20 protein-coding genes are annotated in these 23,572 nt (G+C 67.9%); 7 read left to right on the top strand and 13 right to left on the bottom strand.

Annotated features, from left to right (window positions below; translation table 11 throughout):
- Positions 1-62 precede the first annotated feature (62 nt).
- From ASG51_RS00545 to ASG51_RS00505, 9 genes are all read right to left on the bottom strand, one after another.
- Positions 63-497 (bottom strand): heme-binding protein, encoded by a 435-nt coding sequence (locus ASG51_RS00545; RefSeq protein ID WP_056272827.1) that lies wholly within the window; start codon positions 495-497, stop codon positions 63-65.
- A gap of 220 nt (positions 498-717) precedes the next feature.
- On the bottom strand, positions 718-1,692 hold the full coding sequence (locus tag ASG51_RS00540) for a CoA ester lyase (RefSeq protein ID WP_056210994.1): 975 nt from the start codon (positions 1,690-1,692) through the stop codon (positions 718-720).
- 130 nt (positions 1,693-1,822) lie between these two features.
- On the bottom strand, positions 1,823-4,582 hold the full coding sequence (locus ASG51_RS00535; RefSeq protein ID WP_056210992.1) for a phosphoenolpyruvate carboxylase: 2,760 nt from the start codon (positions 4,580-4,582) through the stop codon (positions 1,823-1,825).
- A gap of 237 nt (positions 4,583-4,819) precedes the next feature.
- A complete protein-coding gene (gene sucD / locus ASG51_RS00530) occupies positions 4,820-5,713 on the bottom strand; it encodes a succinate--CoA ligase subunit alpha (RefSeq protein WP_056353730.1) in 894 nt (297 codons plus the stop codon).
- An 18-nt stretch (positions 5,714-5,731) separates the two neighbouring features.
- Positions 5,732-6,910 (bottom strand): malate--CoA ligase subunit beta, encoded by a 1,179-nt coding sequence (locus ASG51_RS00525; protein WP_056210987.1) that lies wholly within the window; start codon positions 6,908-6,910, stop codon positions 5,732-5,734.
- Between the two features lie 272 nt (positions 6,911-7,182).
- Positions 7,183-7,824, bottom strand: a complete 642-nt coding sequence (gene fchA / locus ASG51_RS00520) for a methenyltetrahydrofolate cyclohydrolase (RefSeq protein ID WP_056353726.1) — start codon at positions 7,822-7,824, stop codon at positions 7,183-7,185.
- Positions 7,825-7,829: 5 nt separating this feature from the next.
- Positions 7,830-8,690: an NADP-dependent methylenetetrahydromethanopterin/methylenetetrahydrofolate dehydrogenase gene (locus ASG51_RS00515; protein ID WP_056378415.1), complete on the bottom strand. Its 861-nt coding sequence runs from the start codon at positions 8,688-8,690 to the stop codon at positions 7,830-7,832.
- Positions 8,691-8,806: 116 nt separating this feature from the next.
- Positions 8,807-9,745, bottom strand: a complete 939-nt coding sequence (locus ASG51_RS00510) for a D-2-hydroxyacid dehydrogenase (RefSeq protein ID WP_056378413.1) — start codon at positions 9,743-9,745, stop codon at positions 8,807-8,809.
- A gap of 130 nt (positions 9,746-9,875) precedes the next feature.
- On the bottom strand, positions 9,876-11,084 hold the full coding sequence (locus tag ASG51_RS00505) for an aminotransferase class V-fold PLP-dependent enzyme (protein ID WP_056210979.1): 1,209 nt from the start codon (positions 11,082-11,084) through the stop codon (positions 9,876-9,878).
- Between the two features lie 586 nt (positions 11,085-11,670).
- Here ASG51_RS00505 and ASG51_RS00500 point away from each other — a divergent pair.
- The 3 genes from ASG51_RS00500 (at position 11,671) to ASG51_RS00490 (ending at position 14,263) form a co-directional block, all read left to right on the top strand.
- Positions 11,671-12,492, top strand: coding sequence for a UDP-2,3-diacylglucosamine diphosphatase (locus ASG51_RS00500; RefSeq protein ID WP_056378411.1), 822 nt, complete (start codon positions 11,671-11,673; stop codon positions 12,490-12,492).
- Positions 12,489-13,568 (top strand): glycosyltransferase family 1 protein, encoded by a 1,080-nt coding sequence (locus tag ASG51_RS00495; RefSeq protein ID WP_056378408.1) that lies wholly within the window; start codon positions 12,489-12,491, stop codon positions 13,566-13,568. The genes ASG51_RS00500 and ASG51_RS00495 overlap by 4 nt, the downstream gene beginning before the upstream one ends.
- 65 nt (positions 13,569-13,633) lie before the next feature.
- A complete protein-coding gene (locus ASG51_RS00490) occupies positions 13,634-14,263 on the top strand; it encodes a ribonuclease HII (protein ID WP_156389513.1) in 630 nt (209 codons plus the stop codon).
- On the opposite strand, the gene ASG51_RS00485 is transcribed toward ASG51_RS00490, so the two are convergent.
- Positions 14,229-15,275, bottom strand: coding sequence for a PA0069 family radical SAM protein (locus ASG51_RS00485; protein ID WP_244480042.1), 1,047 nt, complete (start codon positions 15,273-15,275; stop codon positions 14,229-14,231). The two genes, ASG51_RS00490 and ASG51_RS00485, sit on opposite strands and share 35 nt — an antisense overlap.
- 247 nt (positions 15,276-15,522) lie before the next feature.
- Here ASG51_RS00485 and ASG51_RS00480 point away from each other — a divergent pair, with 247 nt between their 5' ends.
- Positions 15,523-16,044, top strand: a complete 522-nt coding sequence (locus ASG51_RS00480) for a hypothetical protein (protein ID WP_056378401.1) — start codon at positions 15,523-15,525, stop codon at positions 16,042-16,044.
- Between the two features lie 30 nt (positions 16,045-16,074).
- Here ASG51_RS00480 and moaB read toward each other — a convergent pair whose 3' ends face one another.
- The 3 genes from moaB to ASG51_RS00465 form a co-directional block, all read right to left on the bottom strand.
- Entirely contained in the window at positions 16,075-16,632 is a 558-nt protein-coding gene (moaB, locus tag ASG51_RS00475) for a molybdenum cofactor biosynthesis protein B (protein ID WP_056378399.1), read from the bottom strand.
- An 85-nt stretch (positions 16,633-16,717) separates the two neighbouring features.
- Positions 16,718-17,629 carry a neutral zinc metallopeptidase gene (locus ASG51_RS00470; RefSeq protein ID WP_056272852.1) on the bottom strand — a complete coding sequence of 304 codons (912 nt, stop codon included), beginning with the start codon at positions 17,627-17,629 and terminating at the stop codon, positions 16,718-16,720.
- Between the two features lie 103 nt (positions 17,630-17,732).
- Complete coding sequence (locus ASG51_RS00465; RefSeq protein WP_056378397.1) at positions 17,733-18,626, bottom strand: uracil-DNA glycosylase; 894 nt, start codon at positions 18,624-18,626, stop codon at positions 17,733-17,735.
- Between the two features lie 238 nt (positions 18,627-18,864).
- Between ASG51_RS00465 and ASG51_RS00460 the strand changes: the two genes are divergently transcribed.
- The 3 genes from ASG51_RS00460 to ASG51_RS00450 all read left to right on the top strand — a co-directional run bounded on the left by ASG51_RS00460 (position 18,865) and on the right by ASG51_RS00450 (position 23,501).
- The gene (locus ASG51_RS00460) at positions 18,865-20,526 is read left to right on the top strand and encodes an electron transfer flavoprotein-ubiquinone oxidoreductase (protein ID WP_056210961.1); all 1,662 of its coding nucleotides are present in this window, start codon (positions 18,865-18,867) and stop codon (positions 20,524-20,526) included.
- A 164-nt stretch (positions 20,527-20,690) separates the two neighbouring features.
- A complete protein-coding gene (locus ASG51_RS00455) occupies positions 20,691-22,544 on the top strand; it encodes a tetratricopeptide repeat protein (RefSeq protein WP_056378395.1) in 1,854 nt (617 codons plus the stop codon).
- Positions 22,545-22,625: 81 nt separating this feature from the next.
- Entirely contained in the window at positions 22,626-23,501 is an 876-nt protein-coding gene (locus tag ASG51_RS00450) for a 4-(cytidine 5'-diphospho)-2-C-methyl-D-erythritol kinase (protein ID WP_056378901.1), read from the top strand.
- Positions 23,502-23,572 lie beyond the last annotated feature (71 nt).

The following is a 23,572-nucleotide window of genomic DNA, read 5'->3' as shown; positions in this document are numbered from 1 at the left end:
GGAAAAGCCCCGCTCTCGCGAGCGGGGCTTTTCGCTGTTCGAAGGGGGGGGGCGCGCGCAGATCAGGTCCGCCAGGGGTGCGCGGGCAGCTCCGTCGACCCGATGCAGCTTGCGCCGGCCAGCGCCACCGCATGGTCGTTCTCGACCGTTGATCCGCTGACGCCGATGGCGCCGGACATCTCGCCGTCCTTGTCGACGATCGGGATGCCGCCCGGGAAGGTGATCAGGCCGTCGTTCGAATGCTCGATCCCGTAAAGCGGTCCGCCGGGCTGCGAGAGCTGACCGATCTGCCCGGTCATCATGCCGAAGAAGACAGAGGTCTTGGCCTTCTTCTGCGAAATGTCGATGGAGCCGACCCAGGCGCCGTCCATCCGGTAGAAGGCCTTCAGGTTTCCGCCGGAATCCACGACGGCGATGCACATCTGTGTGCCGAGCTCCACGGCCTTCGCGCGGGCGGCCTCGATGGCCTTGTGCGCGTCTTCGATGGTCACGTGCATGATGGGATCTCCCTGAATACCTGGTGAGGGTCTTATGTCATGCGCCCGTCAGTCGGCTCGCTCTTGCAGGTTTGCCGCAACGCTTGGCCATGGCGGGCGTGGATTAACGAATGACGGGCGGTCTTGGTGCCGGCCAGGCTGCGGACCGGTCACCAAACAAAAGGGCCGCCCCCAGAGGGGCGGCCGAGTTGCGGGTTTCGTCAGGCGTCGGGCCGAGCCCTCAGCTCGCCGACATCGCGTTGGCCTTCTCGATCAGCGCCTCGGCCATGCGGATGGAGGCGATGTCGATGAGGCGGCCGTCGAGGGACACGGCGCCCTTGCCGGCCTTGGCGGCATCTTCCATGGCCGCCAGGATGCGGCGAGCCTTGTCGACCTCGGCAGCGGACGGGGTGAACACCTCGTTGGCGAGGTCGATCTGCGAGGGGTGGATCGCCCACTTGCCTTCGAAGCCGAGCGCGGCGCAGCGGCGGGCGGCGGAGGTGTAGCCGTCCGGATCGGAGAAGTCGCCGAAGGGACCGTCGATCGGGCGCAGGCCATAGGCGCGGCAGGCGACCATCATGCGGGCCTGGGCGAACAGCCACGGGTCCTGCCAATGGGTCTCGCGGTTGCCGGCCTCGTCCTTGTCGGTCAGGACCGAATAGTCCTTGTTCACGCCGCCGATGACGGTGGAGCGGGCGCGGGTCGAAGCGGCGTAGTCGGCGACGCCGAAGGACATGGCCTCCAGGCGCTTCGACGAGGTGGCGATCGCCTCGACGTTGGCCATGCCGAGAGCGGTTTCGATCAGGACCTCGAAGCCGATCTTCTTCTCGCGCTTTTTGGCCTGCTCGATCTGCGTCACCATCACGTCGATGGCGTAGACGTCGGCCGGCACGCCGACCTTGGGGATCAGGATCATGTCGAGGCGCGGACACGCTTCAACGATGTCGACCACGTCGCGGTACATGTAGTGGGTGTCGAGACCGTTGATGCGGATCATCATGGTCTTGTTGCCCCAGTCGATCTCGTTGAGCGCCTGGATGATGTTCTTGCGGGCCTGCTCCTTGTCGTCGGGAGCGACCGCGTCCTCAAGATCGAGGAAGATCACGTCGGCCTTCGAGGTGGCCGACTTCTCCATGAAGGTCGGGTTGGAGCCCGGGACGGCGAGTTCCGAGCGGTGGAGGCGCGGCGTGGCCTGTTGGATCAGGGTAAAGCTCATAGGGATTCCTTCCTGTTGCGAATGATTGGGTCGTTCAGGAGACCCGACGGTCGGGCCACCATACCCGTCCGGGTGCGGCTGCGCGCAAGACCGAGGGCCGGTGGCGGTCTTCGGTCTTGGGACAAATGGACTACCCCGTCGCGCCGAAGCCGACGGCGATGCAATTGATCGAGAGCAGCAGGGCGGACTTCACCGCCTCGCGTCGATCCTCGTCCTCCTCCGAGCGGAAGCGGCGCAGGAGCTCGACCTGCTCGCGGCTGACCTGGTTGATGGTCGGCAGGCGCCCGTTGAGGCGGTCGCGGAACAGGGGGAAGCGCTCGGCGAGCTCGCGGCCGCCGCTGACCCGCAGGGCCATCTCGCGGGTCAGGGCGTACTCGGCCTCGATCATCGGGAAGATGCTGTTGCGCGCGTTCTCGTCGGGGACGAGGCTCGCGTAGTCGCGCGCGATCTCCAGATCCACCATCAGCAGCGTCTTCTCGACCTCGTCGAGGATGAGCCGGAACGGCTTCGATTCAGCGAACAGCCGCCGCAGCTGGGCCTCGCCCTGCTGACCGCGCACGTCGAGGAAGCTCTTGAGGCCCGAACCGACACCATACCAGCCCGTGATGACGTGGCGGTTCTGCGACCAGGCGAACACCCACGGGATGGCGCGCAGGTCGGAGAGCGAGCGGGCCCCGAAGCGACGGGCCGGGCGGGAGCCGATGTTGAGGAGCGCGATCTCGTCGAGGGGGCTCGCGGCGCCGAAATACGTCACCAGATCGGGGTGCTGGATCAGGTTGACGTAGGCCGCGCGCGAGGCGCCCGACAGCGCCTCCAGGCAATCGTCGAACTCGTTACGGGGGATCTTGGCGGCCTCGCGCTCCGATTTCAGGGCGTGCTCGAAGACCGAGGAGGCCAGAAGCTCCATCTGGTAGGCGGCGGTACCCCGGTTGGCATACTTGAACGAGACGACTTCGCCCTGCTCGGTGGTGCGGAAGCGTCCGTTGATCGAGCCCGGTGGCTGGGCCGCGATGGCCCGGGCGGTCGGAGCGCCGCCGCGGCTGACCGAACCGCCGCGGCCGTGGAAGAACGCGATCGGCACGCCGGAGGCCTTGCCGAGCTGGGTCAGCTTGTCCTGCGCCTTGTAGAGTTCCCAGTTCGAGGCGACGAAGCCGCCGTCCTTGTTCGAATCCGAGTACCCGATCATCACCTCCTGGACGCCCCCCTGCCAGCGGGTCGAGCGGCGCACCACCGGGATCGAGAACAGCTCCTTCATGATCGCGGGCGCGGCGCGGAGATCGTCGATGGTCTCGAACAGCGGCACGATCGGCAGGCAGCAGATTTCGGTGCCGGTGGCGTCGAGGAAGTTGCCGGCCTCCTTGGCCAGCAGGTAGGCGCCGAGGATGTCCTGCACCGAGCGGGTCATCGACAGGATGAAGGCGCCGAAGGCTTCGCGGTCGAGCTGCTCACGCATCTCGCCCACCAGCGCGAAGGTCTCCAGGGTCTCGCGGGCGTCGTCCGGCAGGTCGTCGAAGCTGCGCTCCCCGGTCCGGGGTTTGGCCAGTTCCTCGATCAGCCACTTCTTCCACTCGGGTGAATCGACGTCGGGCGGGGTGCGGTTCTGCCCATGGGACTGGATCCACAGGGCTTGCAGGGTCTTGGTGGTGCGGGTGGTGTTCTCGCGCAGGTCGAGGCGGACGGTGGAGAAGCGGAAGATCTCCACCATGCGCCGCACCGGGCGCACCAAGTCGATCGCCAGCGAGGCGCATTTCGCGTCGGCGAGCCCCTGTTCCAGGGTCCGCAGGTCGTTGATGAGGCCGTCGGCACTCGGGTAGTCGGGTCCGGTCGAGCGCTGACCCTTGTTACGCAGGATCGTCGCCTCGAGCTTGCGCAGGATGCAGGTGAGGAACTGCCGATAGGCCTCGCCCGGGTTGCGGTTGGCGATGGCGCGGCCGTCGCCGCTCTCGGCCAGCATCTGCGCCAATTCGGCCTTGAAGGTCGCCGGCACCGGCAGCGAGCGTTCGGTGAGGGAGAGCGTGCGCCCGAGGGACGTCACGCCGTCGCGGTAGCGCCGCAGGGAGGCGAGCGCGTTGCGCTGCAGGGTGGTGCGGGTGACGGACGAGGTGACGTAGGGGTTGCCGTCGCGGTCGCCGCCGATCCAGGAGCCGAACTGGAAAAACGCCGGCACCTCGAACTTTTCGTCCGGGTAGTACTGCGCCAGGCTCTCCTCCAGGGAATAGAGCACCTCGGGCAGCATCTCGAACAGCGTCTCGTCGAAGAAGTGCAGGCCCCAGGCGACCTCGCGCTCGACGGTGGCCTTCTCCAGGTGGAGTTCGCCCGTCATCCAGACGAGCTCAATCTGGTCGCGCAGCTCGTTCATCAGGCCGTTGCGCTCGCGCTCGGTCCAGCGCGGCAGTTCCAGCTCGCGCAGCACGAGGTAGATGCGGCGGAACTTCTCCAGCACGGTGACGCGCTTGCCCTCGGTGGGATGCGCGGTGATCGTCGGGCGGATTCGGAGATCCTTGAGCAGCGCGTGGATTTCCGGCGCCTTGATGCCATTCGCCGCCGCATCGGCCAGCACGGCGCTGAAGCTGCCGCTCAGCGCCTCGCGGCCCTTCGTGCGCTCGACCTGACGGCGCCGGCGCATGGCGGCGTTCTGCTCGGCGATCGAGAGGAGCTGGAACCAGATGCCCTGCACCTGCAGCGCGCGGGCCAGCAGCTCAGGCGAGAATTCCGAGATGTTGGCGCGGCCGTGCAGTACGTCCTCGAGCTCGGGCTCGTGCCGGCGGGCTACGTCCAGGAGGGCATGGAACAGGATGTCGAGCGCTTCCTTCGACGAGGTGCCCGTGATGACGGGCGGCGCGAAGGCGTGGTCGACGGCTCCGACCGGGGCGTGAAGGGTATCCGTCATCGAAGGCCACCTCGAGGGAAGTATTAGCCGATTGACCGCGACGGAGGCAGCCAATGGATTGGTCTGTTGCGCCCCGCCGGCATGGGATCGGCGCCAGCCGTCGGGTTTTCAGTCGCGTCGCCCCTCCCCACAAGCGCGATCGATTTCGGCGAGGCCGGCGATCCGCCGGGGGGGGAGCGGTCAGTCGAGGTTCGAATGTCGGCGCGTGGCCGATCCGCAGGACGGATCGGCGTCGGCTCACGCCGCCAGCTTGCGCATCACCTGCGCCACCGTCGTGCCGAACTCACCGGGGCTCGGAGCGACCGTAAGACCGTAGGAGCGCATGATCTCGGCCTTCTCGGCGGCGGAATCGCCGGTCGCCGAGATGATCGCACCGGCATGGCCCATGCGGCGGCCCTTCGGGGCGGTGAGGCCGGCCACGAAGCCGATGACCGGCTTCGTCATGTTCTCCTTGATCCAGGCGGAGGCCTCGGCCTCCTGCGGACCGCCGATTTCGCCGATCATCAGGACGGCCTTGGTCTCCGGGTCCTGCTCGAACAGGGCAAGATGATCGAGGAACGACGATCCGTTGATCGGGTCGCCGCCGATGCCCACCGAGGTGGTGATGCCGATACCCTCGTCCTTCATCTGCGCGGCGGCCTCGTACCCGAGGGTGCCGGAGCGCGAGATCACGCCGACATTGCCCTTCAGGTAGATGTGACCGGGCATGATGCCGAGCATCGACTTTCCGGGCGAGATGATGCCGGCGCAGTTCGGGCCCACCACCATGGTGCGCTTGTCCTTGGGGTAGCGGCGCAGATAGCGCTTCACCCGCATCATGTCCTGGGCCGGGATGCCGTCGGTGATCGAGCAGATCAGCGCGAGGCCGGCATCGGCCCCTTCCATGATGGCGTCGGCCGCGAAGGGAGGCGCCACGAAGGTGATGGAGGTGGTGGCGCCGGTGGCTTCCACGGCCTCCCTGACGGTGTTGAACACCGGCACGCCGAGATGAGTCTTGCCGCCCTTGCCGGGGGTGACGCCGCCCACGACGTTGGAGCCGTACTCCATCATCTCCTTGGCGTGGAAAGTGCCCTTGTCGCCCGTGATGCCCTGGATGATGATCGGGGTCTTCTCGTCGATCAGAATGCTCATGACGTATCCTCCCCGTTCTTAGTTGGCGCGCTTGGTCGCGGCGCAGGCCTCGACGGCCTTGGCGGCGGCGTCGGACAGGCTGTTGGCGGTGATGAGGTCGAGGCCGCTCTCGGCCAGGATCTTCTGGCCCGCCTCGACGTTCGTGCCGGCGAGCCGCACGATCAGCGGCACGTCGATCTTCACCTCGCGCGCCGCCTGAATGACGCCCTGCGCGACCCAGTCGCAGCGGTTGATGCCAGCGAAGATGTTGACGAGGATCGCCTTCACGTTGCGATCCGACAGGACGAGGCGGAAGGCCGTGGCGACCCGGTCCGGCGAGGCGCCGCCACCGACATCGAGGAAGTTCGCGGGCTCGCCGCCGGCATGCTTGATCATGTCCATGGTGGCCATGGCGAGGCCGGCGCCGTTCACGATGCAGCCGATCTCACCCTCGAGGCCGATATACGAGAGGTTGTGCTCAGCGGCCTGGGCCTCGCGCGGGTCGCCCTGCGAGGGGTCGTGCATGTCGGCGATGTTGCGCCGGCGGAACATGGCGTTGTCGTCGAAGGACATCTTGGCGTCGAGCGCCAGGACCCGGTCGTCCTTGGTGACGACCAGGGGGTTAATCTCCAGCATGGTGCCGTCGCAATCGCGGAACGCCCGGTAGGCGTTCATGATCGTCTTCACGGCGGCCGACACCTGCTTGATGTTGAGGCCGAGCTGGAACGCGATCTCGCGGGCCTGGAACTGCTGCAGGCCGACGGCGGGTTCGACGACCACCTGGATCAACGCCTCCGGCTCATTGGCGGCGATCTCCTCGATGTCCATGCCGCCGCGCTGGGAGGCGATGACCCGCACGCGCTCGGCCTTCCGGTCGAGGACGTAGCCGAGGTAGAGTTCGCGCTCGAACGGATCCGCGGTCTCGACGTAGACCCGCTGGACCGGCTTGCCCTCGGGCCCCGTTTGGAGGGTCACGAGGCGCTTGCCGAGGAGGTCCTTGGCGGCGTCGCGCACCTCGTTGTAGGTCCGGCACAGCTTGATCCCGCCGGCCTTGCCGCGGGCGCCGGCGTGGATCTGCGCCTTCACGGCCCAGAACGATCCGCCGAGCTCGGTCGCGGCGTAGACCGCCTGGTCGGCGCTGAAGGCCACGGCTCCCTTGGGAACGGCGACACCGAAGCCGGCAAGCAGTTCCTTGGCTTGGTACTCGTGCACGTCCATCAGCGTTCTCCTCGGCGTTTCTTTCTTGGGGCGACTGTCTCGTAAATTTCACTTCACGGAAAGTGCTTCGCCATTTATATTTTTTTAAATTACCGTTCACTCTGCCTTGAGGGACGGTGAACTGTATTCATTTTGCACAAGAGCTGCCCCGATGGCGTCGTGAGCAGCTCTTGTTACCTCTGATCGTCCGGTTTGTCTTGAGCCGATGCCTCGCGGAACCGCCCGGACGTTCCCGAGGCCGATTCACCTCGGGTCCCGGGTCGGATCGCGCCTCAGTTCACCTTGGCCTTGACGACCTCATAGATGGACTCGTTCAGCGGACCGGCCGAGCCCAGGAGGGTTTCGAGTTCGCGCAGGCGCTCGTCGGCGAAGGCGCGGTCGTCGAGGCCCTTGGCGTTGACGTAAACGTTCAGGGCCGCGCTGCGCAGGCCCGCATGCGCGGAGAGCACCGCAACACCGGCATCAGAGATCACGTTCAGGTTGCCCTTGTCGGCGACCGTCTGGGCGAGGTCGATGACCTTGCGGCAGGCGCGGCAGCAGGCGAGCGGCACGTCGGTGGCGACCTTGAGGGCGGCCTGGATCCGGTCCGCCCGCGCGGCCTTCTCCTCGTCGGTGGTCTTGGGAAGCCCGTAGGCGCCCATGACCGCGTCGAAGGCCTCGACGTCGTCGGCGATCATGCCGGTGAGTTCGGCGCGCAGGGCCTCGGACTGTCCGAGGATCTCCTTGAGCTCGCCCTCGACCTCGACGTACTTCTTCTTCCCGATGGTGAGGTTGCACACCATGCTGAGGAGGGCGGCACCCATGGCGCCCGAGATGGCGGCGGCACCGCCGCCGCCGGGCGTGGGCGCTGAACTCGCCAGACCATCCAGGAAGGTCTGGATCGTCTCGTGCGCGGGATTCTCTTTCTCCGCCATGGCGATCAGGCCATCTTCTTGGCGAGCGCGTAGATCGCCTCGGCGTCGAGCACCTGCTCGGTGTTGTCGAAGAGCTGGCCGACGCAGGCGCGGTGCAGCTTGAGCTTCAGGCCGCCGATGCCGAGCGCGCCGAACACTTTCTTGCCGTGCCGATCCTTGCCCTTGTCCATGGCCTCGATGCCGCCGAAGCCGAGGGGCGGCTGAGCGTTGTAATCGGCCATGAACTCGATGCTGGCCTCGTCCTTCCAGGCGTCCTCGGGCAGGAGCTCGAGGCCGATGGCGCCGGCCGAGAACACGAGGTTCTGGCCCTTGACGATCTGTGCGCGCGAGGCGGCGTCGGGCGTCTCGGCGGCCTTGATGTTCACCTTGAAGCGGGTGTTGATCTGGTCGGCGGCGGCCTGGGCCTTGTCGAGCGAGCGACCGCACAGGATGACGTCGGCGCCTTCCTGTGCGAGGAGCGCGGCCGAGCGCATGCCGACCGGGCCGGTGCCCGCGAGCACGACGGCCTTCTTGCCCTGCAGCGACCCGGCCGCCTTTTGCACCAGCGCGACGCCGGCGGCGGCGGTGGTGTTGGAGCCGTTGGAATCGAGCATGATCGAGACGCGGAACGGGCCGAAGAAGCGCTTCTTCACCGCCTCGAACACGGCCTCGCCGGCCGCCATGCTGCCGCCGCCGACGAAGATCGCCGTCGACTTCTTCTCGGAGCCGCCGCGGGTGTAGATCGTGCCGTCGACCAGTGCGCCGACATTGTCCGGAGTGACGTTGCCGTAGCCGGTGATGTGATCCGCGCCGCCATCGTAACCGACGACCACGTCGAACACGCTCGGGACGGCGTCGGTGTCGAATTGGAACAGCAGCTTCTTCATGTCTTCAGGATCCCTGTCGGTTCCGCGCTCGGCGCGGCTGGCGTTTGGTTTCGATTTGGTCGATCGCTTCGGCGATCACGATGCGCCCCCGCGCGAGTGCGGAGCGCGGGCCCGCGTCACACTACGTTCTGCGGCTTGCCGGCGACGAAGGCCTCAACATTGTCGACGAGCTGGTCGGCGAGAATCTGCATGGCCTCCTTGCTGGCCCAGGCCACGTGCGGCGTGACGATGAGGTTGGGCAGGTCGAGCTCGCACAGGATGTTGCCGTTCTTGGGCGGCTCGGTCATCACCACGTCGAAGCCGGCGCCGCCGATGGTGCCCGCCTTCAGGGCTTCGGCCAGAGCCTCCTCGTCGACGAGGCCGCCGCGCGCGGTGTTGATGAGGAGCGCGTGCTTCTTCATCTTCGCGAGTTGTTCGCGCCCGATCATGTTGCGGGTTTCGGGCGTCAGCGGCGCGTGCAGCGTGATGACGTCGGACTCGCGCAGGATCGTCTCGAAGTCGACGAGGCCCTCCTGGGGGAACACGTCGTAGGCGATGACCGTCATGCCGAGGGCTTCCGCCCGCTTGGCGATGGACTTGCCGAGCGCGCCGTAGCCGACGATGCCCAGCGTCGAGCCGGCGATGTCGTGGATCGGGTAATCGAAGTAGCAGAATTGGGTCGACTTCGCCCAATCGCCCCGGCGCACGGAGTTGGCGTAGGGCACGATGGCCCGGCGCAGGGCGAACATCAGGCCGATCACGTGCTCGGGCACGGTGTTGAAGGCGTAGCCGCGGATGTTGACGACGGTGATGCCCTGGGCCTTGGCGGCATCCTTGTCGACCACGTCGGTGCCGGTGGCGGCCACCGCGATCAGCTTGAGGTCGGGGAGCTGCTTCAGGGTTTCGGCCCGCATCGGGACCTTGTTGATCAGCGCGATCTCGGCACCCTTCAGGCGCTCGACGATCTCCTCCGGCGTCCAGGTCGACTCGTACTCGACGTACTCGTGGGGGAAGTTGAACTCACGGACGTTGGCGTCCAGGGACTCGCGGTCGAGGAACACGATCTTCTTCGTCATGGAATCCTCTGGCCGATCCGGCCAAGTCTCGGATAGGGCACGTCACGGGTGGGGTCGAGGTCGTGGCCGGGATGGGCGAACCCATCCCGGCCGAACGTCTGGCTTCGAAAGATCCGGAACCCGGGGAGGCTCAGGACTTCGAGAGCGGGTTCTCGCGCAGGTAGCTCGAGGCGGCGGCGACGCCGGAGCCGGGCTGGACCTTCACGCCGTGGTCGAGCATCGACATCTCGGCACCCGCGATGGCGCCCAGCAGCGACAGTTCGTTCATGTCACCGACGTGACCGATGCGGAACACCTTGCCGGCCACCTGGCTCAGACCGGCGCCGAGCGCCAGGTTGTAGCGCACGTAGGCGTGCTTGATGATCGCGGCGGCGTCGACGCCCTCCGGCACCAGGATGGCCGTGACCGTGTCGGAGTTCCACTTGGGCTCCTTGGCACAGGTCTTCAGGCCCCAGGCGGCCACGGCCTGGCGGGTCGCCTCGCCGAGGACGTGATGGCGGTGGTAGACGTTCTCAAGGCCTTCCTCGTTGAGGCAGGCCAGGGCCTCGCGAAGGCCGTAGAGCAGCGGCAGCGACGGGGTGTAGGGGAAATAGCCGGCCGGGTTCTGCTTCTGGTGGTCGGCCCAGTCGAAGTACACGTGTGCGAGGCGGTCGTTCTGGCCCGACGAGGTGTCGGCGGCCTTGAGCGCCTTCTGGCTGACGCAGATCACGCCGAGGCCGGCGGGGAGCATCAGGCCCTTCTGCGAGCCGGCGATGGCGCAATCGACCTTCCACTCGTCCATCTTGAAGGGGAGCGAGCCGATCGAGGAGACGCCGTCGACGAACAGCAGGGCCGGGTGGCCGGCGGCGTCGATCGCCTTGCGCACGGCACCGACATCGCTGGTGACGCCGGTGGCGGTCTCGTTATGGACGACCATGACGGCCTTGATCTCGTGGTTCTTGTCGGCGCGCAGGGCCTCGCCGATCCGCTCCGGGTTCGCACCCGTGCCCCACTCCTCGTCCTGGACGATGACTTCCAGGCCGAGGCGCTGGGCCATGTCGATCCAGAGGTGGCTGAACTGGCCGAAGCGGGCGGCCAGGACCTTGTCACCGCGCGACAGGGTGTTGGACAGGGCGGATTCCCAGATGCCGGTGCCGGAGGCCGGGAACAGGAAGATGGTGCCCTCGGTCGAACCGTAGACGGCCTTCGTGTCCTGGAAGAGCGGCTTGGTCAGCGTGGGGAAGTCCACCGAACGGTGATCCTCGGACTGCACCATCATCGCGCGCATCACGCGATCCGGGATGTTCGTCGGGCCCGGGACGAACAGGTGGTTCCGGCCGGGACGTCGCGTTGCCGCCATGATGTTTTCTCCGTTTCTCACGTTAGTCACCACACGCGCCCTGGCGTGCGGCGACAATGATGCGCCGAGGGTTGAAGCGGATCGCACGGGGCGTCCCGGGACGATCCCGAGTGCTCGTAGCGGCCGCTGGTTAGATGAATCGCGGGACGAACTCGTACGTGCGCGACCTGTGGACGGATACAGGACCCAGGTCCGCCCGCGTCGAAGAAAGCCCTTCGACGCCCGTCGCCGCGCGCGCCACCGAATACCACAAGCCTCTTCTCCATGGGCCGGGTCGCGCGACACGCGCTGACCGCTGGGCCGTTTCAGCGTCGTCGTCCCCGGGGACGGCACCCTTAGTTCGCCTCGATGGGCTCCGGTCATGCGTTCTCGAACGCCGCCCGGTGGGGCACCTTGAGCGGGACTATGCCCGGCTTCCCGCCGAAAGGAAAACCCGAAATACTTGGTCTCAAATCAAAATTTTTTTTGTGGAAGAAGAGCTTACGTCGCGGCGCCGAAGGCGGCCGGTCTGACAAGGCCGACGTCATCAAACTGATACGGGAATCCGGTTTGGCTCCAGGGATCGGAGGCTGTCCCGGAGGCGAACGTGGGCGAAGACACCGAGACGACCCGCGTCCGGACCCTGTTCCTGTCCGACATGCATCTGGGGACCAAGGGTTGCCAAGCCGATCTGCTGCTGGAATTCCTGCGTGATTACGATGCGGACGAGATCTACCTCGTCGGCGATATCGTGGATGGCTGGCAACTCAAGTCCGGCTGGTACTGGCCGCAGAGCCACAACGACGTCGTGCAGAAGCTCATGCGCAAGGTTCGCAAGGGCTCGACGCTAGTCTACGTCCCGGGCAACCACGACGAGTTCCTGCGCGACTATATCGGCATGACCTTCGGTGGCATCGAAATCGCCGATCAGCGGGTGCATGAGGCCGCCGACGGCAAGCGCTACCTCGTCATCCACGGCGACCAATTCGACATGGTGGTCCGCCATGCCCGGTGGCTCGCGTTCCTGGGCGACGGCGCCTACACCTTCGCCCTCTTCGTGAACACCTACGTCAACACCGTGCGCCGCCGCCTCGGCCTCGCCTACTGGTCGCTCTCCGCCTGGGCCAAGCTGAAGGTCAAGAACGCCGTCAACTTCATCGGCAAGTTCGAGGAATTGCTCAGCGCCGAGGCCAAGCGCGTCGGGGCCGACGGGGTGATCTGCGGCCACATCCACCACGCGGCCAACCGGCAGATCAATGGTCTCACCTACCTGAACACCGGCGACTGGGTGGAATCCTGCACCGCCATCGTCGAGCACTACGACGGCACCATGGAGGTGTTGCACTATCCGAGCCTGCTGAGGGCCCGCGCCGGGCTGACCGATCTCGTCGGCCGCACGCGGCCCGACGGAGCCCGGGCGGTCGCGTGAGGCTGCTCATCGCGACGGATGCTTGGCATCCGCAAGTCAACGGCGTGGTCCGCTCCCTGGAGAACATGGCCGCGGCGGGGGCTGCCTACGGCTTCGACCCGGTGTTCCTGACCCACCAGGACTTCGCCTCCCTGCCCCTGCCGGGCTATCCCGAGATTCGGGTCGCTTACGCCACCAAGCGGCACGTAGCGCGCCTCTGGGACGATCTGCAGCCCACCCACGTCCACATCTCCACGGAAGGGACCGTGGGCTATGCCACGCGGCGATACTGCCTCGCCCATGGCCGTCCGTTCACCACGAGCTATCACACCCGCTTCCCGGAATACCTCTCCGCCCGGGCCCCCGTGCCCGAAACCTGGAGCTATGCTTGGCTGCGCCGGTTCCATGGCGCCGCCAACGGCACCATGGTCTCGACCCCCTCCCTGGAGCGCGACCTCCACGCGCGCGGCTTCACCAACCTGATGCGCTGGACGCGCGGCGTCGACACCGAGCTGTTCCGGCCTCGCCCGCCGGATGCGCCGGATGCGCCGGACCTTGCCGGGCTGCCGCGGCCGATCTTCCTCTCGGTGGGACGGCTCGCGGTGGAGAAGAACCTCGAGGCGTTCCTGCGCCTCGATCTGCCCGGAACGAAGGTCGTCGTCGGCGACGGCCCGGATCGGGCGCGCCTCGCGGGGATTGCGCCGGCGGCCCGCTTTCTCGGCATCCGCACCGGCGCCGCCCTCGCCGCCCTCTACGCCGCTGCCGACGTCTTCGTGTTTCCGAGCCTGACCGACACCTTCGGAATCGTGCTTCTCGAAGCCCTCGCCTGTGGCGTCCCAGTGGCCGCCTATCCCGTCACCGGGCCCCTCGACGTCATCGGCCGGACCGGTGCCGGCGTCCTCGATCACGACTTGCGTGCGGCCGCCCTGGCCGCCTTGGCAATTCCGCGGGAGCGTTGCCGCAGCGAAGCCCTGCGGTACACCTGGGCCGAGAGCGCGCGGCAGTTCTACGACAACATCGCTCAAGCCCATGGCAGCACGTCCGTCCGGGTTCGGGCCGCGGGCACGCCATCGCGGGGCATCGTCGAACTCGGCTGACGCGTGGACCCGTCTGACCGCGCACGCTAGGGAAAGGGATCAGCCCCCTGCCCGGACCCTGCCCGATGCCGCCCTTCGACCCGCGCCTGGCGGAGACCTACCCGGCCGTGATCGGCTGCGACGAGGTTGGGCGGGGGGCCCTCTGCGGCCCGGTGATCGTCGCGGCGGTGTGGTTTGCGCCGGCTGCATTCCCGCCCAAGCTTCTGGCGCGTCTCGACGACAGCAAGCGCCTGAAGGCGGCCGAGCGCGAGGCGTTGACTCCACTCATCCGGGCGTGGGCCCGCGTCGCGGTGGCGGCCGGATCGCGCGCGCTGGTGGACCGGATCAACGTCCGCGCCGCCACCCTCGACGCCATGCGGCGCGCGGTCCTCGGCCTGCATCTCGATGCACCGGTCTGGGTCGACGGCCGCGACACGATTCCGGGACTCGCCCTCCCCGGCCGCGCCGTGGTGGGCGGCGACCGGCTGGTGCCGCAGATCGCCGCCGCCTCCATCGTGGCCAAGACCCTGCGCGACGCATTGATGCGTCGGCTGGCCGGGCGCTACCCGGACTACGGGTGGGCGAGCAACGTCGGCTACGGCACGCGCACCCATCTCGCCGGCCTTGCACACCGCGGCCGCTCGCCCCATCATCGGCTCAGCTTCACGCGCGCCTACGACCTCAGAACAGGCTCAACTGGTCGCGCGGAACCCTGAACAGGTCGACGCGGAGGCGACGACGGACTTCGGGATAGCCGAGGCGCTGCCGGGCGAGCCGCATGCGCTGGCGGATCAGGTCGGCATAGGCGCCGGTGCCGGTCATCCGCGTGCCGAAAGCGGCGTCATAGGCCTTACCGCCCCGCGCGGCGCGGACCAGCGACATGACGTGGCGCTGGCGACCTGGGTAATGCTCGGCGAACCAGTCGTTCACCAGATCATCGAGTTCGAGCGGCAGGCGCAGGAGTACGTGGCTCGCCTCCACGGCGCCGAGCCCCCGGGCCCGGGCGAGGATCGCCTCGAGCTCGTGATCGTTCAAAGAAGGGATGATCGGCGCGGCGATGACCATCACGGGAATGCCCGCGGCGCTCAGGCGGGCGATCGCGTCCAGGCGCTTTTGCGGATGCGGCGCGCGGGGCTCAAGCCGGCGTGCCAGGACGGGATCGAGGGTGGTCACCGAGATCGCGACCTTCACGAGACCGTCGCGCGCGAGGTCGGTGAGGAGGTCAAGATCGCGCACGACGAGATTCGATTTCGTCACGATGCCGACCGGGTGGCGGAACCGCGCCAGGACCTCCAGCACCGCGCGGGTGACGCGATGCTCCCGTTCGATCGGCTGGTAGGGATCGGTGACGGTGCCCAGGGCGATGGTGGCGGGACGGTAGCCCGGTGCCGACAACTCCGCTTGGAGCAGAGCGCCGGCACCCACCTTCCGGAACAGCTTGGTCTCGAAGTCGAGGCCCGGTGACAGGCCGACATAGGCGTGGTTCGGACGGGCGAAGCAGTAGACGCAGCCGTGCTCGCAGCCGCGGTAGGGATTGATCGAGCGATCGAACGAGATGTCGGGCGAGGTGTTGCGGGTGATCAGCGTGCGGGCATGCTCCGGCCGCACCTCGGTCCGGACGGGGACCGCCTCCTCGTTGCCGGACCAGCCGTCGTCGAAGGTTTCCCGTCGGGCCGCCTCGTACCGTCCGCTCGGATTGGCTGTGGCACCCCTGCCCCGCCGCCCCATCGGCTGCGGTGTGGTCTCGCCGAGGCGTCGCGCAGCTGTGGGGCCGGCGGACGATGGGCGAGTGGCGTCTGCTGGCATGGGCGAGGCTCATCCGTTGGGATCGGACGAGAACGTATCATGAACAAACGTTCGGGGCGCTGCAAAAATTTCAGGCAGAACGCGTGTCGTGTTGCGTTTCTACCCATTTGCGTCCTCTGCGTCGCCGCGAGGTGGCTTGGCGCTACGCGAAAATACGGTATGCGCGCGCATGCTTTCGGCTCTCATCTCCGTGGCGCGGCCTGCCGACCCCGATTCCGTCGATCACCTCGCCGATACGCTAGGCGCGCTGGTCGCCGGAGTTGCGGCAGGACTCGTCGGTGACGCGGTGATCGTCGTGCCGGTCGCGAATGCGATGATCGAGGCCGTGGCCGAGGCGACCGGCGCGACGGTCGTTCTGCGTGGTCGTGGGTCGTCGCCCTGGTCGGCCGGTGCGAAGATCGCGCGTCGGGACTGGGTCTTGTGTCTCGAGGCCGGCGATGTTCCCGCCGAGGGTTGGATCCGTCTTCTGGACCGCTTCATCGGGACGGCCCGCCCGGAGGTGTCTTTGGCCCGCTTGCGCCGCCCCCATACCGGCCTGCCGACACGCCTGGCCGCCGGAGGGGAGCGCGTCATCGGCGTAAACGCTCCACGCCCAGGCGATCTGGTGCGCCGCGAACGCCTGCTGGCGGGCCCGAAATTCATCCGTCGTTTGAAGGCCCGCCCGCTCGCGGCGCGCCTCGACCGGGCGTAATCGCCGCGGATCGCGGGTCGACCGTCCCGCCTACACCGAGATCGAAGCGCCGCGACGCAGGTGCTCGTCCAGGCGGGGCATGATCTCGACGAAGTTGCAGGGCCGATGGCGGTAGTCGAGCTGCGCGGCTAGGATGCCGTCCCAAGCGTCGCGGCAGGCGCCGGGCGAGCCGGGCAGAACGAAGATGTAGGTCGCGTTCGCGACGCCCGCCGTGGCGCGCGACTGCAAGGTCGAGGTTCCGATCTTGTCGTAGGAAATGCGGTGGAAGACGGCTGAGAAACCATCCATGCGCTTCTCGAACAGGGGCTCGATGGCCTCGGGCGTCACGTCGCGACCCGTGAAACCGGTGCCGCCCGTGGTGATGACCACGTCGACGGCTAGGTCACGGCTCCAGCGCTCGACCTGTCCGCGGATCGCCTCGACCTCGTCGGGAACGATGGCGCGGGCGGCCAGGGTGTGCCCCGCTGCCGTGAGGCGCTCGACAAGGGTGTCGCCGGAGCGGTCGTCCCCCTCGCTGCGGGTATCCGATACCGTGAGGACCGCGATGGCCAGCGGGATGAAGCTGCGGGTCTTGTCGGATGCGACCATCTTGGAATGCCTTCAACCGAACGCGAGCGGGACGGGACTGATCCTACGCGAAAGTCCCGCCCCCAGACAGCGCGCCGGCTGCAGCTCAGTTCCGCGCGGCCCGGAACGTGTCGCAGGATTTCGTCTGTCCGCTGCGATAGCCGGTCATGAACCAGCGCATCCGCTGCTCGGATGAGCCGTGCGTGAAGGAATCCGGCACGGCATACCCCTGCGACTGCTTCTGAAGCTTGTCGTCACCGATGGCGCTCGCCGCCTGCATCGCCTCTTCGATGTCGCCCTGCTCCAGAGCGTTATACTTGTCGTTGGAATTCTTGGCCCAGACGCCCGCGAGGCAGTCGGCCATGAGCTCGGTGCGCACGGACAGCTGGTTCGCCTCGGTCTTGCTCGACGCGTTCTGCTGGCGGCCCTGGACCTTGCCAAGAATGCCGAGTTCGTCCTGCACGTGATGGCCGACCTCGTGGGCGATGACGTAGGCGTAGGCAAAGTCGCCCTTCACGCCGAACTTCTGCTCCATCTCCTTGAAGAACGAAGTGTCGAGATAGACCTTCTTGTCGATCGGACAGTAGAACGGCCCCATGGCGGCCTGGGCCGAGCCGCAGCCGCTGCGGGTGCCGCCGGTGTAGAGCACCATCGCGGTCGGGCGGTACTGGCGGCCCGTCTGGTTCGGCAGGACCTCCTTCCACACGTCCTCGGTGTTGCCGAGGATCGCGGCGGCGAAGCGCCCGCTCTCGTCCGTCGGCTTGGTCTTGCGCTGGGCCTGGGTCTGGGGGTCGACCTGCTCCTGGCGCGGGCGTCCGCCGCCGGACATCTGCTCAGCACCGCCGATCAGGACCGCCGGGTTGATGCCCGTGACCCAGCCGATGATGCACAGGATCACGATGGTGCCGATGCCAAGGCCACCGGCTCCGCCGCCGGGAAAGCCGAACCCACCACCGCCACCACCTTCGCCGCGCCGATCCTCGACATTGTCCGACGAGCGGAAATCTTCCCAGCGCATGATCTCGTTACACCCTGTCCGGCCACGCGGCGTCACACACGACCGCGTGAAGTAAGTCGCAGCTACGGGATACGGTTCCGCTTGGGCGCCGGCCCGAGCGGGCTCAGGCCTTCCCGTCGAGGGCGGCGCGCAAGGTCCGGAAGTCCCGCCAGGCGAGGCGCTTCTGCAGCGGTTGGCGCAGGAGATAGGCCGGATGCAGCGTCGCCAGGGCACGGATCTCGCGGCTCCCGACGCGGTAGGGGTAGAAGCGACCGCGCGCCTTCAAGATGCCGTCCTTGGTGCCGGTGATCGCCTGCGTCGCCGGGCTGCCGAGGCAAACGATTAGGTCCGGATCGGCGAGTTCGATCTGCCGTTCGATGAACGGCCTGCAGATCGAGACCTCCTGCGGGGTCGGGTTGCGGTTCCCCGGCGGCCGCCACGGGACGATGTTGGTGACGTAAGCGTTCGTCCGGTCGAGGCCGATGGCCGCCATCATGCGGTCGAGAAGCTTGCCCGAACGGCCCATGAAGGGTTTGCCGACGCGGTCCTCGTCGGCCCCCGGGGCCTCGCCGATGAACATCAGCTTCGCCGCCGGATTGCCGTCGGCGAAGACGAGGTTCTTGGCGGTGAATTTCAGCGGGCAACCATCGAAGCCGGCGAGCAGCGCCTCCAGCTCGTCGAGGCTCTGCACGTCGCGGGCCCGCGCACGGGCATCGCCTGCCGCCTCCCCAGGCTTGGACGCGGCCGACTGGCCGAAGGTCCGGGCCGGCGGCGGGGCCGCGCCGCGCTGGGGCAAATCGGCCAGGACCATGCCGGCGCCGGGCAAGGGTGGGCGCGGCGGGGCCGGCGCGTCGCGCAAAGGCATGGGCCGTGCGGGGGGCGCCGTCATCGGCTCGGGCGCCTCGGCCTCCGAGAAGCGGTCGTGGGGCGCCTCGTCGAGGAAGAGGTCGAGTCCGGCCTCGACGTGAAAATCGAGGCTGGCGATGAGATCCCGCTGTCGGTCGTCGCTTTGGCTCATGATCCCGATGTGGCGCCTCACGCAGTTGTGGACAACCGGGCGTGCGGCGCTGCGCACTGCCTTTTGACCCGCGCGACATCGTCACCCGCTGCCCCCGAGACCTTGGCGCCGCTTGCGTTCTCAGGTTGGAATGGGTTGAGAGTGATCGCCGGACACGGGATCGTCGGTCCATAGACGGACGATCGGGACGAATGACGAGGGCCCCGCGGCAGAGCAGGGCCTCACAGGAGGATGACGGATGGCGCTGCCCGAACGCGAGGCGATGGAATTCGACGTGGTCATCGTGGGGGCCGGGCCGGCCGGGCTCGCGACCGCCATCCGCCTCAAGCAGTTATCCGCCGATGCCAGCATCGTCGTGGTGGAGAAGGGCTCAGAGGTCGGTGCCCACATCCTGTCGGGCGCGGTGATCGATCCCTCGGGCCTCGACGGCCTGCTGCCCGGCTGGCGCCAGGACGAGGCGCGCCCGCTCAAGACGGCGGTCGCGCGCGACGAGTTCATGTTCCTGACCAAGAACAGCGGCCTCACCATGCCAAACCTGTTCTTCCCCAAGCTGATGTCGAACCACGGCAACTTCGTCGGCTCGCTCTCGAACGTGACGAAGTATCTCGGCGCCAAGGCCGAGGAGCTCGGCGTCGAGATCTACCCGGGCTTCCCGGCATCCGAGGTGCTTTACGACGAATCCGGCGTCGTCGTGGGCGTCGCCACGGGCGACCTCGGCATCGGCAAGTCCGGTGAGCCGCGCGACGACTACACCCGCGGCATGGAGTTGCGGGCCAAGTACACGGTCTTCGGTGAGGGCGCGCGCGGATCGCTGACCAAGACGGTGATCGATCGCTTCAAGCTCAACGCTTACAGCGACCACCAGAAGTACGGCCTCGGCGTCAAGGAACTCTGGCAGCTCGCCCCTGACAAGTTCCAGGCCGGCCTCGTGCAGCACACCATGGGCTGGCCCCTGCCGAACAAGGCCGGCGGCGGCTCCTGGCTCTACCATTTCGACGACGGCCTGCTCTCGGTCGGCTTCGTCACGCACCTGAACTACGAGAATCCGACCCTTTCGCCGTTCGAGGAGTTCCAGCGCTTCAAGACCCACCCGATGATCGCCGAGACCTTCGACGGGGCCAAGCGCATCGGCTACGGCGCGCGCGCCATCATGGAGGGCGGCTGGCAGTCGGTGCCGAAGCTCGTGTTCCCGGGCGGCTGCCTCGTGGGCGACTCCGCCGGCTTCGTGAACGTGCCCCGCATCAAGGGCTCGCACAATGCGGTCCTCTCCGGCATGCAGGCGGCCGAGGCCCTGGCGCAGGCACTCGAATCCGGCCGGCAGGGCGACGAGCTCGAGACCTACGAGAACGGCTGGCGCGACAGCGCCATCGGCCAGGATCTGAAGCGCGTGCGCAACGTCAAGCCGCTCTGGTCGAAGTACGGCACGCTCGTCGGCGTCGGGCTCGGCGGGCTCGACATGTGGTCGAACACCATCCTGGACGCCTCGCCCTTCGGAACGCTGCGCCACGGGAAGCCGGACCACGCGACGCTGAAGCCGCTGAGCGAGGTGAAGCCGATCGTCTATCCCAAGCCCGACGGCAAGCTGACCTTCGACCGACTCTCCTCGGTCTACCTGTCGAACACCAACCACGAGGAGGACCAGCCGGCCCACCTCAAGGTGCGGAACATGGAGCTGCAGAAGGCCTCCGAGCACGACGTCTACGGTGGCCCGTCTGCCCGCTACTGTCCGGCCGGCGTCTACGAATGGGTGGAGGATGCCGGCGCCAGCGACGGCGTACGCTACCAGATCAACGCCCAGAACTGCGTCCACTGCAAGACCTGCGACATCAAGGATCCGAACCAGAACATCAACTGGGAGACCCCGGAAGGACCGGGCGGGCCGAACTACCCGAACATGTGAGGGGGCCGGTCCGCCGCCCGGATCACGGTCGAATGAGGGGGGATGGCGGGCGCAGGGGCCGCCATCCTTATGCCTTGCGAGGATGGCGGTAAGAGTCCAGTGTCCCGCCCCGAACGAGCCCGGCCACCGAGATGGCCGGTGCGCAGGAGCCGTGATCGGTGCCCATGAACGGAACAGCCAAAACCAGCCGGACCGGCCGCCGGGTCCTCTCGGCCCTCGCCGTCTGCCTCGCGAACTCGCCGGCGGCCTACGCGGCTCAGCCGCGGGAATCCGCTCCGATCTCCGAATACGAGCCCGCGGAGTCGCTGGAGGGCAACTTCCTCTCGGCCTACATCGCCGGTGCCTCCAAGGACACCGCAGCCGCAGCGAGCTACTACCGCGAGGCCGTGAAGGCCGATCCCCGCAACGCCGAGCTGCTGGAGCGGGCCTTCGTGTCGCTGCTCGCCGACGGCTCCCTGCCGGACGCCTTCCGGGCCGCCGAACGCCTGACCAGCCGCGACGGATCGAACGGCCTCGCCCAGCTCGCCCTCGGCGTGCGCCAGATCAAGGCGGGACAGTTCGCCCAGGCCCGCCAGAACTTCGCGCGCAGCGGCCGGGGGGCCGCCGCCGACCTGACCGGGACGCTGCTCACCGCCTGGGCCTTCGCCGGGGCCAACGACGGCAAGCGCGCGCTGGAGACCATCAACAAGCTTAAGGGCGAACGCTACTACAACACCTTCCGCGACTTCCATGCCGGGCTGATCGCCAGCCTCGTCGGCGATCAGGCGGAAGCCGAGCGCCGCCTCAAGGCCGCCTACGACGCCGACCGCAACACCCTGCGCATCGTCGACGCCTATGCGCGCTTCGAGGCCCAGGCCGGCCGCACCGACCTCGCGATCCAGGCCTATACCGAGTTCGACAAGCTGCTGCCGCGCCACCCCATCGTGCGCGATGCCCTGACCAAGCTGAAGGAGGGCAAACCCCTCAGCCGCCTCGTCAACTCAGCGCAGGAGGGCGCGGGCGAGGTGCTGTACGGTCTCGGCTCGGCCGGCTCGACCCAGGGCGACGAACTGCCGGCGGTGGTCTACCTGCGCCTCGCCCTCTACCTCGCCCCCGAGCACGCCCTCGCGCGGCTCACCCTTGCCGACATCCTCGACCGGATGAAGCAGACCGAGCGGGCCAACGAGGCCTATTCGCAGATCCCCACCACCTCGCCCCTGCGCCTCAATGCCGACGTTCAGGTCGGACTGAACCTGGAGCAGATGGGCAAGGGCGACGAGGCCATCGCCCATCTCGATGCCGCGATGAAGGCGCATCCGGACGACATCGACGTCGTCACGGCGCTCGGCAACGTCCAGCGTTCGCGCAAGAAGTACGAGGAGGCGGCGGAGACCTACAGCCGTGCCATCGCGCTGATCGGCGACAAGCCGGCCGCGAACTATTGGACGACGTTCTACTTCCGGGGGACCGCCTACGAGCGCGCCAAGCAGTGGCCGAAGGCCGAGGCCGACCTGAAGAAGGCCCTTGAGCTGGTGCCCGCGAGCCAGCCCGGTGCACGGGCCCAGGTGCTGAACTACCTGGCCTATTCCTGGGTCGACCAGAACATGAACATTGACGAGGCCTTCACAATGCTGAAGCAGGCCGTCGATGCGGCTCCGCGCGACGGCATGATCATCGACAGCCTGGGTTGGGCCTATTTCCGCCTCGGCCGCTGGGACGACGCGGTGCGCGAGCTGGAAAAGGCGATCGAGCTCAAGCCCGGCGATCCGACCATCAACGACCACCTGGGCGACGCCTACTGGCGCGCCGGGCGTCGCCTGGAGGGCAAGTTCCAATGGCAGCACGCCAAGGACCTGAACCCAGAGCCGGACGACCTTGAGAAGATCAATGCCAAGCTCAAGGACGGCTTGCCGGAACTCGAGAAGCCCGCCGCCACCGCCGAGAATCCGCCCGAGAACAAGGTGAACCCCGAGCTGCCGAAGGGCGCCCCGGCCCCGAACGAGCCCCCGGGCGCGGCCGATAAGAAGAGCGGCGGTTGATCGGCCCGAAGGCTTGACGGAACGCGCGTCGCGGGGCCAGACCAGCCCCGCGATTGCCCGACCCGTGAGCCCCGAGTGTCCGTGCCCCTCCTCGTCACCCGCGCTCCGGCGAAGATCAACCTCACCCTTCACGTCCTCGGCCGCCGGGCCGGCGACGGCTATCACGAGCTCGAAAGTCTCGTGGTCTTCACCGGCGCCGGCGACACACTCAGCCTGGAGCCGGGTCCCGACCTGGCGCTGACCGTTTCGGGGCCGACGGCCGGCCCGGCCGGCCCCCTCGACGACAACCTCGTCATCCGCGCGGTGCGTCACCTCGCCCGCCTTCGGCCCGGTCTTCGCCAGGGCACCTTCCATCTTGTGAAGCGCCTGCCCGTCGCCGCAGGCATCGGCGGCGGCTCCTCCGACGCCGCGGCGGCCCTGCGCCTTCTGGGCCGCCTGAACGACATCGCCCCCGACGATCCGGACCTGGTCGCGGCCGCCCGTGCCACCGGCGCCGATGTCCCGGTCTGTCTTGTCCCACGCGCGCGCATGATGGCGGGCGCCGGCGAAGCCGTCGGACCCGCCCTGGATATGCCCCCGCTGCCGGCGGTCCTCATCAATCCGGGCGTCCCGGTCGAGACTGCGCCGGTGTTCCGCGCGCTCGGGCTCGCGGTCGGCGATCGCCACGGCACCGGCGCGCATCCCGTCATCGCCCCCGGTCTCGGGGCGGAGGCCCTCCTGCGCGCGATCACCCCTGCCCGCAACGACCTCGAAACCCCGGCGCGGAGCCTCGCCCCGGTGATCGACGTGGCGCTCGGGGCCCTGCGGGCCGCCCCCGGATGCCGCTTGGCGCGGATGTCGGGGTCCGGCGCGACGGTGTTCGGAATTTTCGGGCATCGGTCCGAGGCGGCCCGCGCCGCACGCAGCATCGCGGCAGTTCATCCAGGCTGGTGGGTCACGGCAGCAATGCTGCGCTAAGCATTCGCCCTCTTGGTGGGATAGCAACTTTCCGTGCAACGGCGCCGACTTCAGACGTCAGCTTTACGCTC

This window comes from Methylobacterium sp. Leaf465 (genome assembly GCF_001424705.1).
Lineage (GTDB): Bacteria > Pseudomonadota > Alphaproteobacteria > Rhizobiales > Beijerinckiaceae > Methylobacterium.
Note: the sequence above shows the minus strand (reverse complement) of the source record. Positions and strands in the feature narration are given on the sequence as shown.

What these genes read in the sequence shown, in the direction of transcription:
- ASG51_RS00525 (WP_056210987.1), bottom strand. Translation starts at nt 6,910, where the DNA reads ATGGACGTGCACGAGTACCAAGCCAAGGAACTGCTTGCCGGCTTCGGT.
- ASG51_RS00510 (WP_056378413.1), bottom strand. Translation starts at nt 9,745, where the DNA reads ATGACGAAGAAGATCGTGTTCCTCGACCGCGAGTCCCTGGACGCCAAC.
- ASG51_RS00545 (WP_056272827.1), bottom strand. Translation starts at nt 497, where the DNA reads ATGCACGTGACCATCGAAGACGCGCACAAGGCCATCGAGGCCGCCCGC.
- ASG51_RS00535 (WP_056210992.1), bottom strand. Translation starts at nt 4,582, where the DNA reads ATGACGGATACCCTTCACGCCCCGGTCGGAGCCGTCGACCACGCCTTC.
- ASG51_RS00515 (WP_056378415.1), bottom strand. Translation starts at nt 8,690, where the DNA reads ATGAAGAAGCTGCTGTTCCAATTCGACACCGACGCCGTCCCGAGCGTG.
- ASG51_RS00540 (WP_056210994.1), bottom strand. Translation starts at nt 1,692, where the DNA reads ATGAGCTTTACCCTGATCCAACAGGCCACGCCGCGCCTCCACCGCTCG.
- ASG51_RS00460 (WP_056210961.1), top strand. Translation starts at nt 18,865, where the DNA reads ATGGCGCTGCCCGAACGCGAGGCGATGGAATTCGACGTGGTCATCGTG.
- sucD (WP_056353730.1), bottom strand. Translation starts at nt 5,713, where the DNA reads ATGAGCATTCTGATCGACGAGAAGACCCCGATCATCATCCAGGGCATC.
- ASG51_RS00470 (WP_056272852.1), bottom strand. Translation starts at nt 17,629, where the DNA reads ATGCGCTGGGAAGATTTCCGCTCGTCGGACAATGTCGAGGATCGGCGC.
- fchA (WP_056353726.1), bottom strand. Translation starts at nt 7,824, where the DNA reads ATGGCGGAGAAAGAGAATCCCGCGCACGAGACGATCCAGACCTTCCTG.
- moaB (WP_056378399.1), bottom strand. Translation starts at nt 16,632, where the DNA reads ATGGTCGCATCCGACAAGACCCGCAGCTTCATCCCGCTGGCCATCGCG.
- ASG51_RS00465 (WP_056378397.1), bottom strand. Translation starts at nt 18,626, where the DNA reads ATGAGCCAAAGCGACGACCGACAGCGGGATCTCATCGCCAGCCTCGAT.
- ASG51_RS00485 (WP_244480042.1), bottom strand. Translation starts at nt 15,275, where the DNA reads ATGGGGCGGCGGGGCAGGGGTGCCACAGCCAATCCGAGCGGACGGTAC.
- ASG51_RS00490 (WP_156389513.1), top strand. Translation starts at nt 13,634, where the DNA reads ATGCCGCCCTTCGACCCGCGCCTGGCGGAGACCTACCCGGCCGTGATC.
- ASG51_RS00480 (WP_056378401.1), top strand. Translation starts at nt 15,523, where the DNA reads ATGCTTTCGGCTCTCATCTCCGTGGCGCGGCCTGCCGACCCCGATTCC.
- ASG51_RS00455 (WP_056378395.1), top strand. Translation starts at nt 20,691, where the DNA reads ATGAACGGAACAGCCAAAACCAGCCGGACCGGCCGCCGGGTCCTCTCG.
- ASG51_RS00505 (WP_056210979.1), bottom strand. Translation starts at nt 11,084, where the DNA reads ATGGCGGCAACGCGACGTCCCGGCCGGAACCACCTGTTCGTCCCGGGC.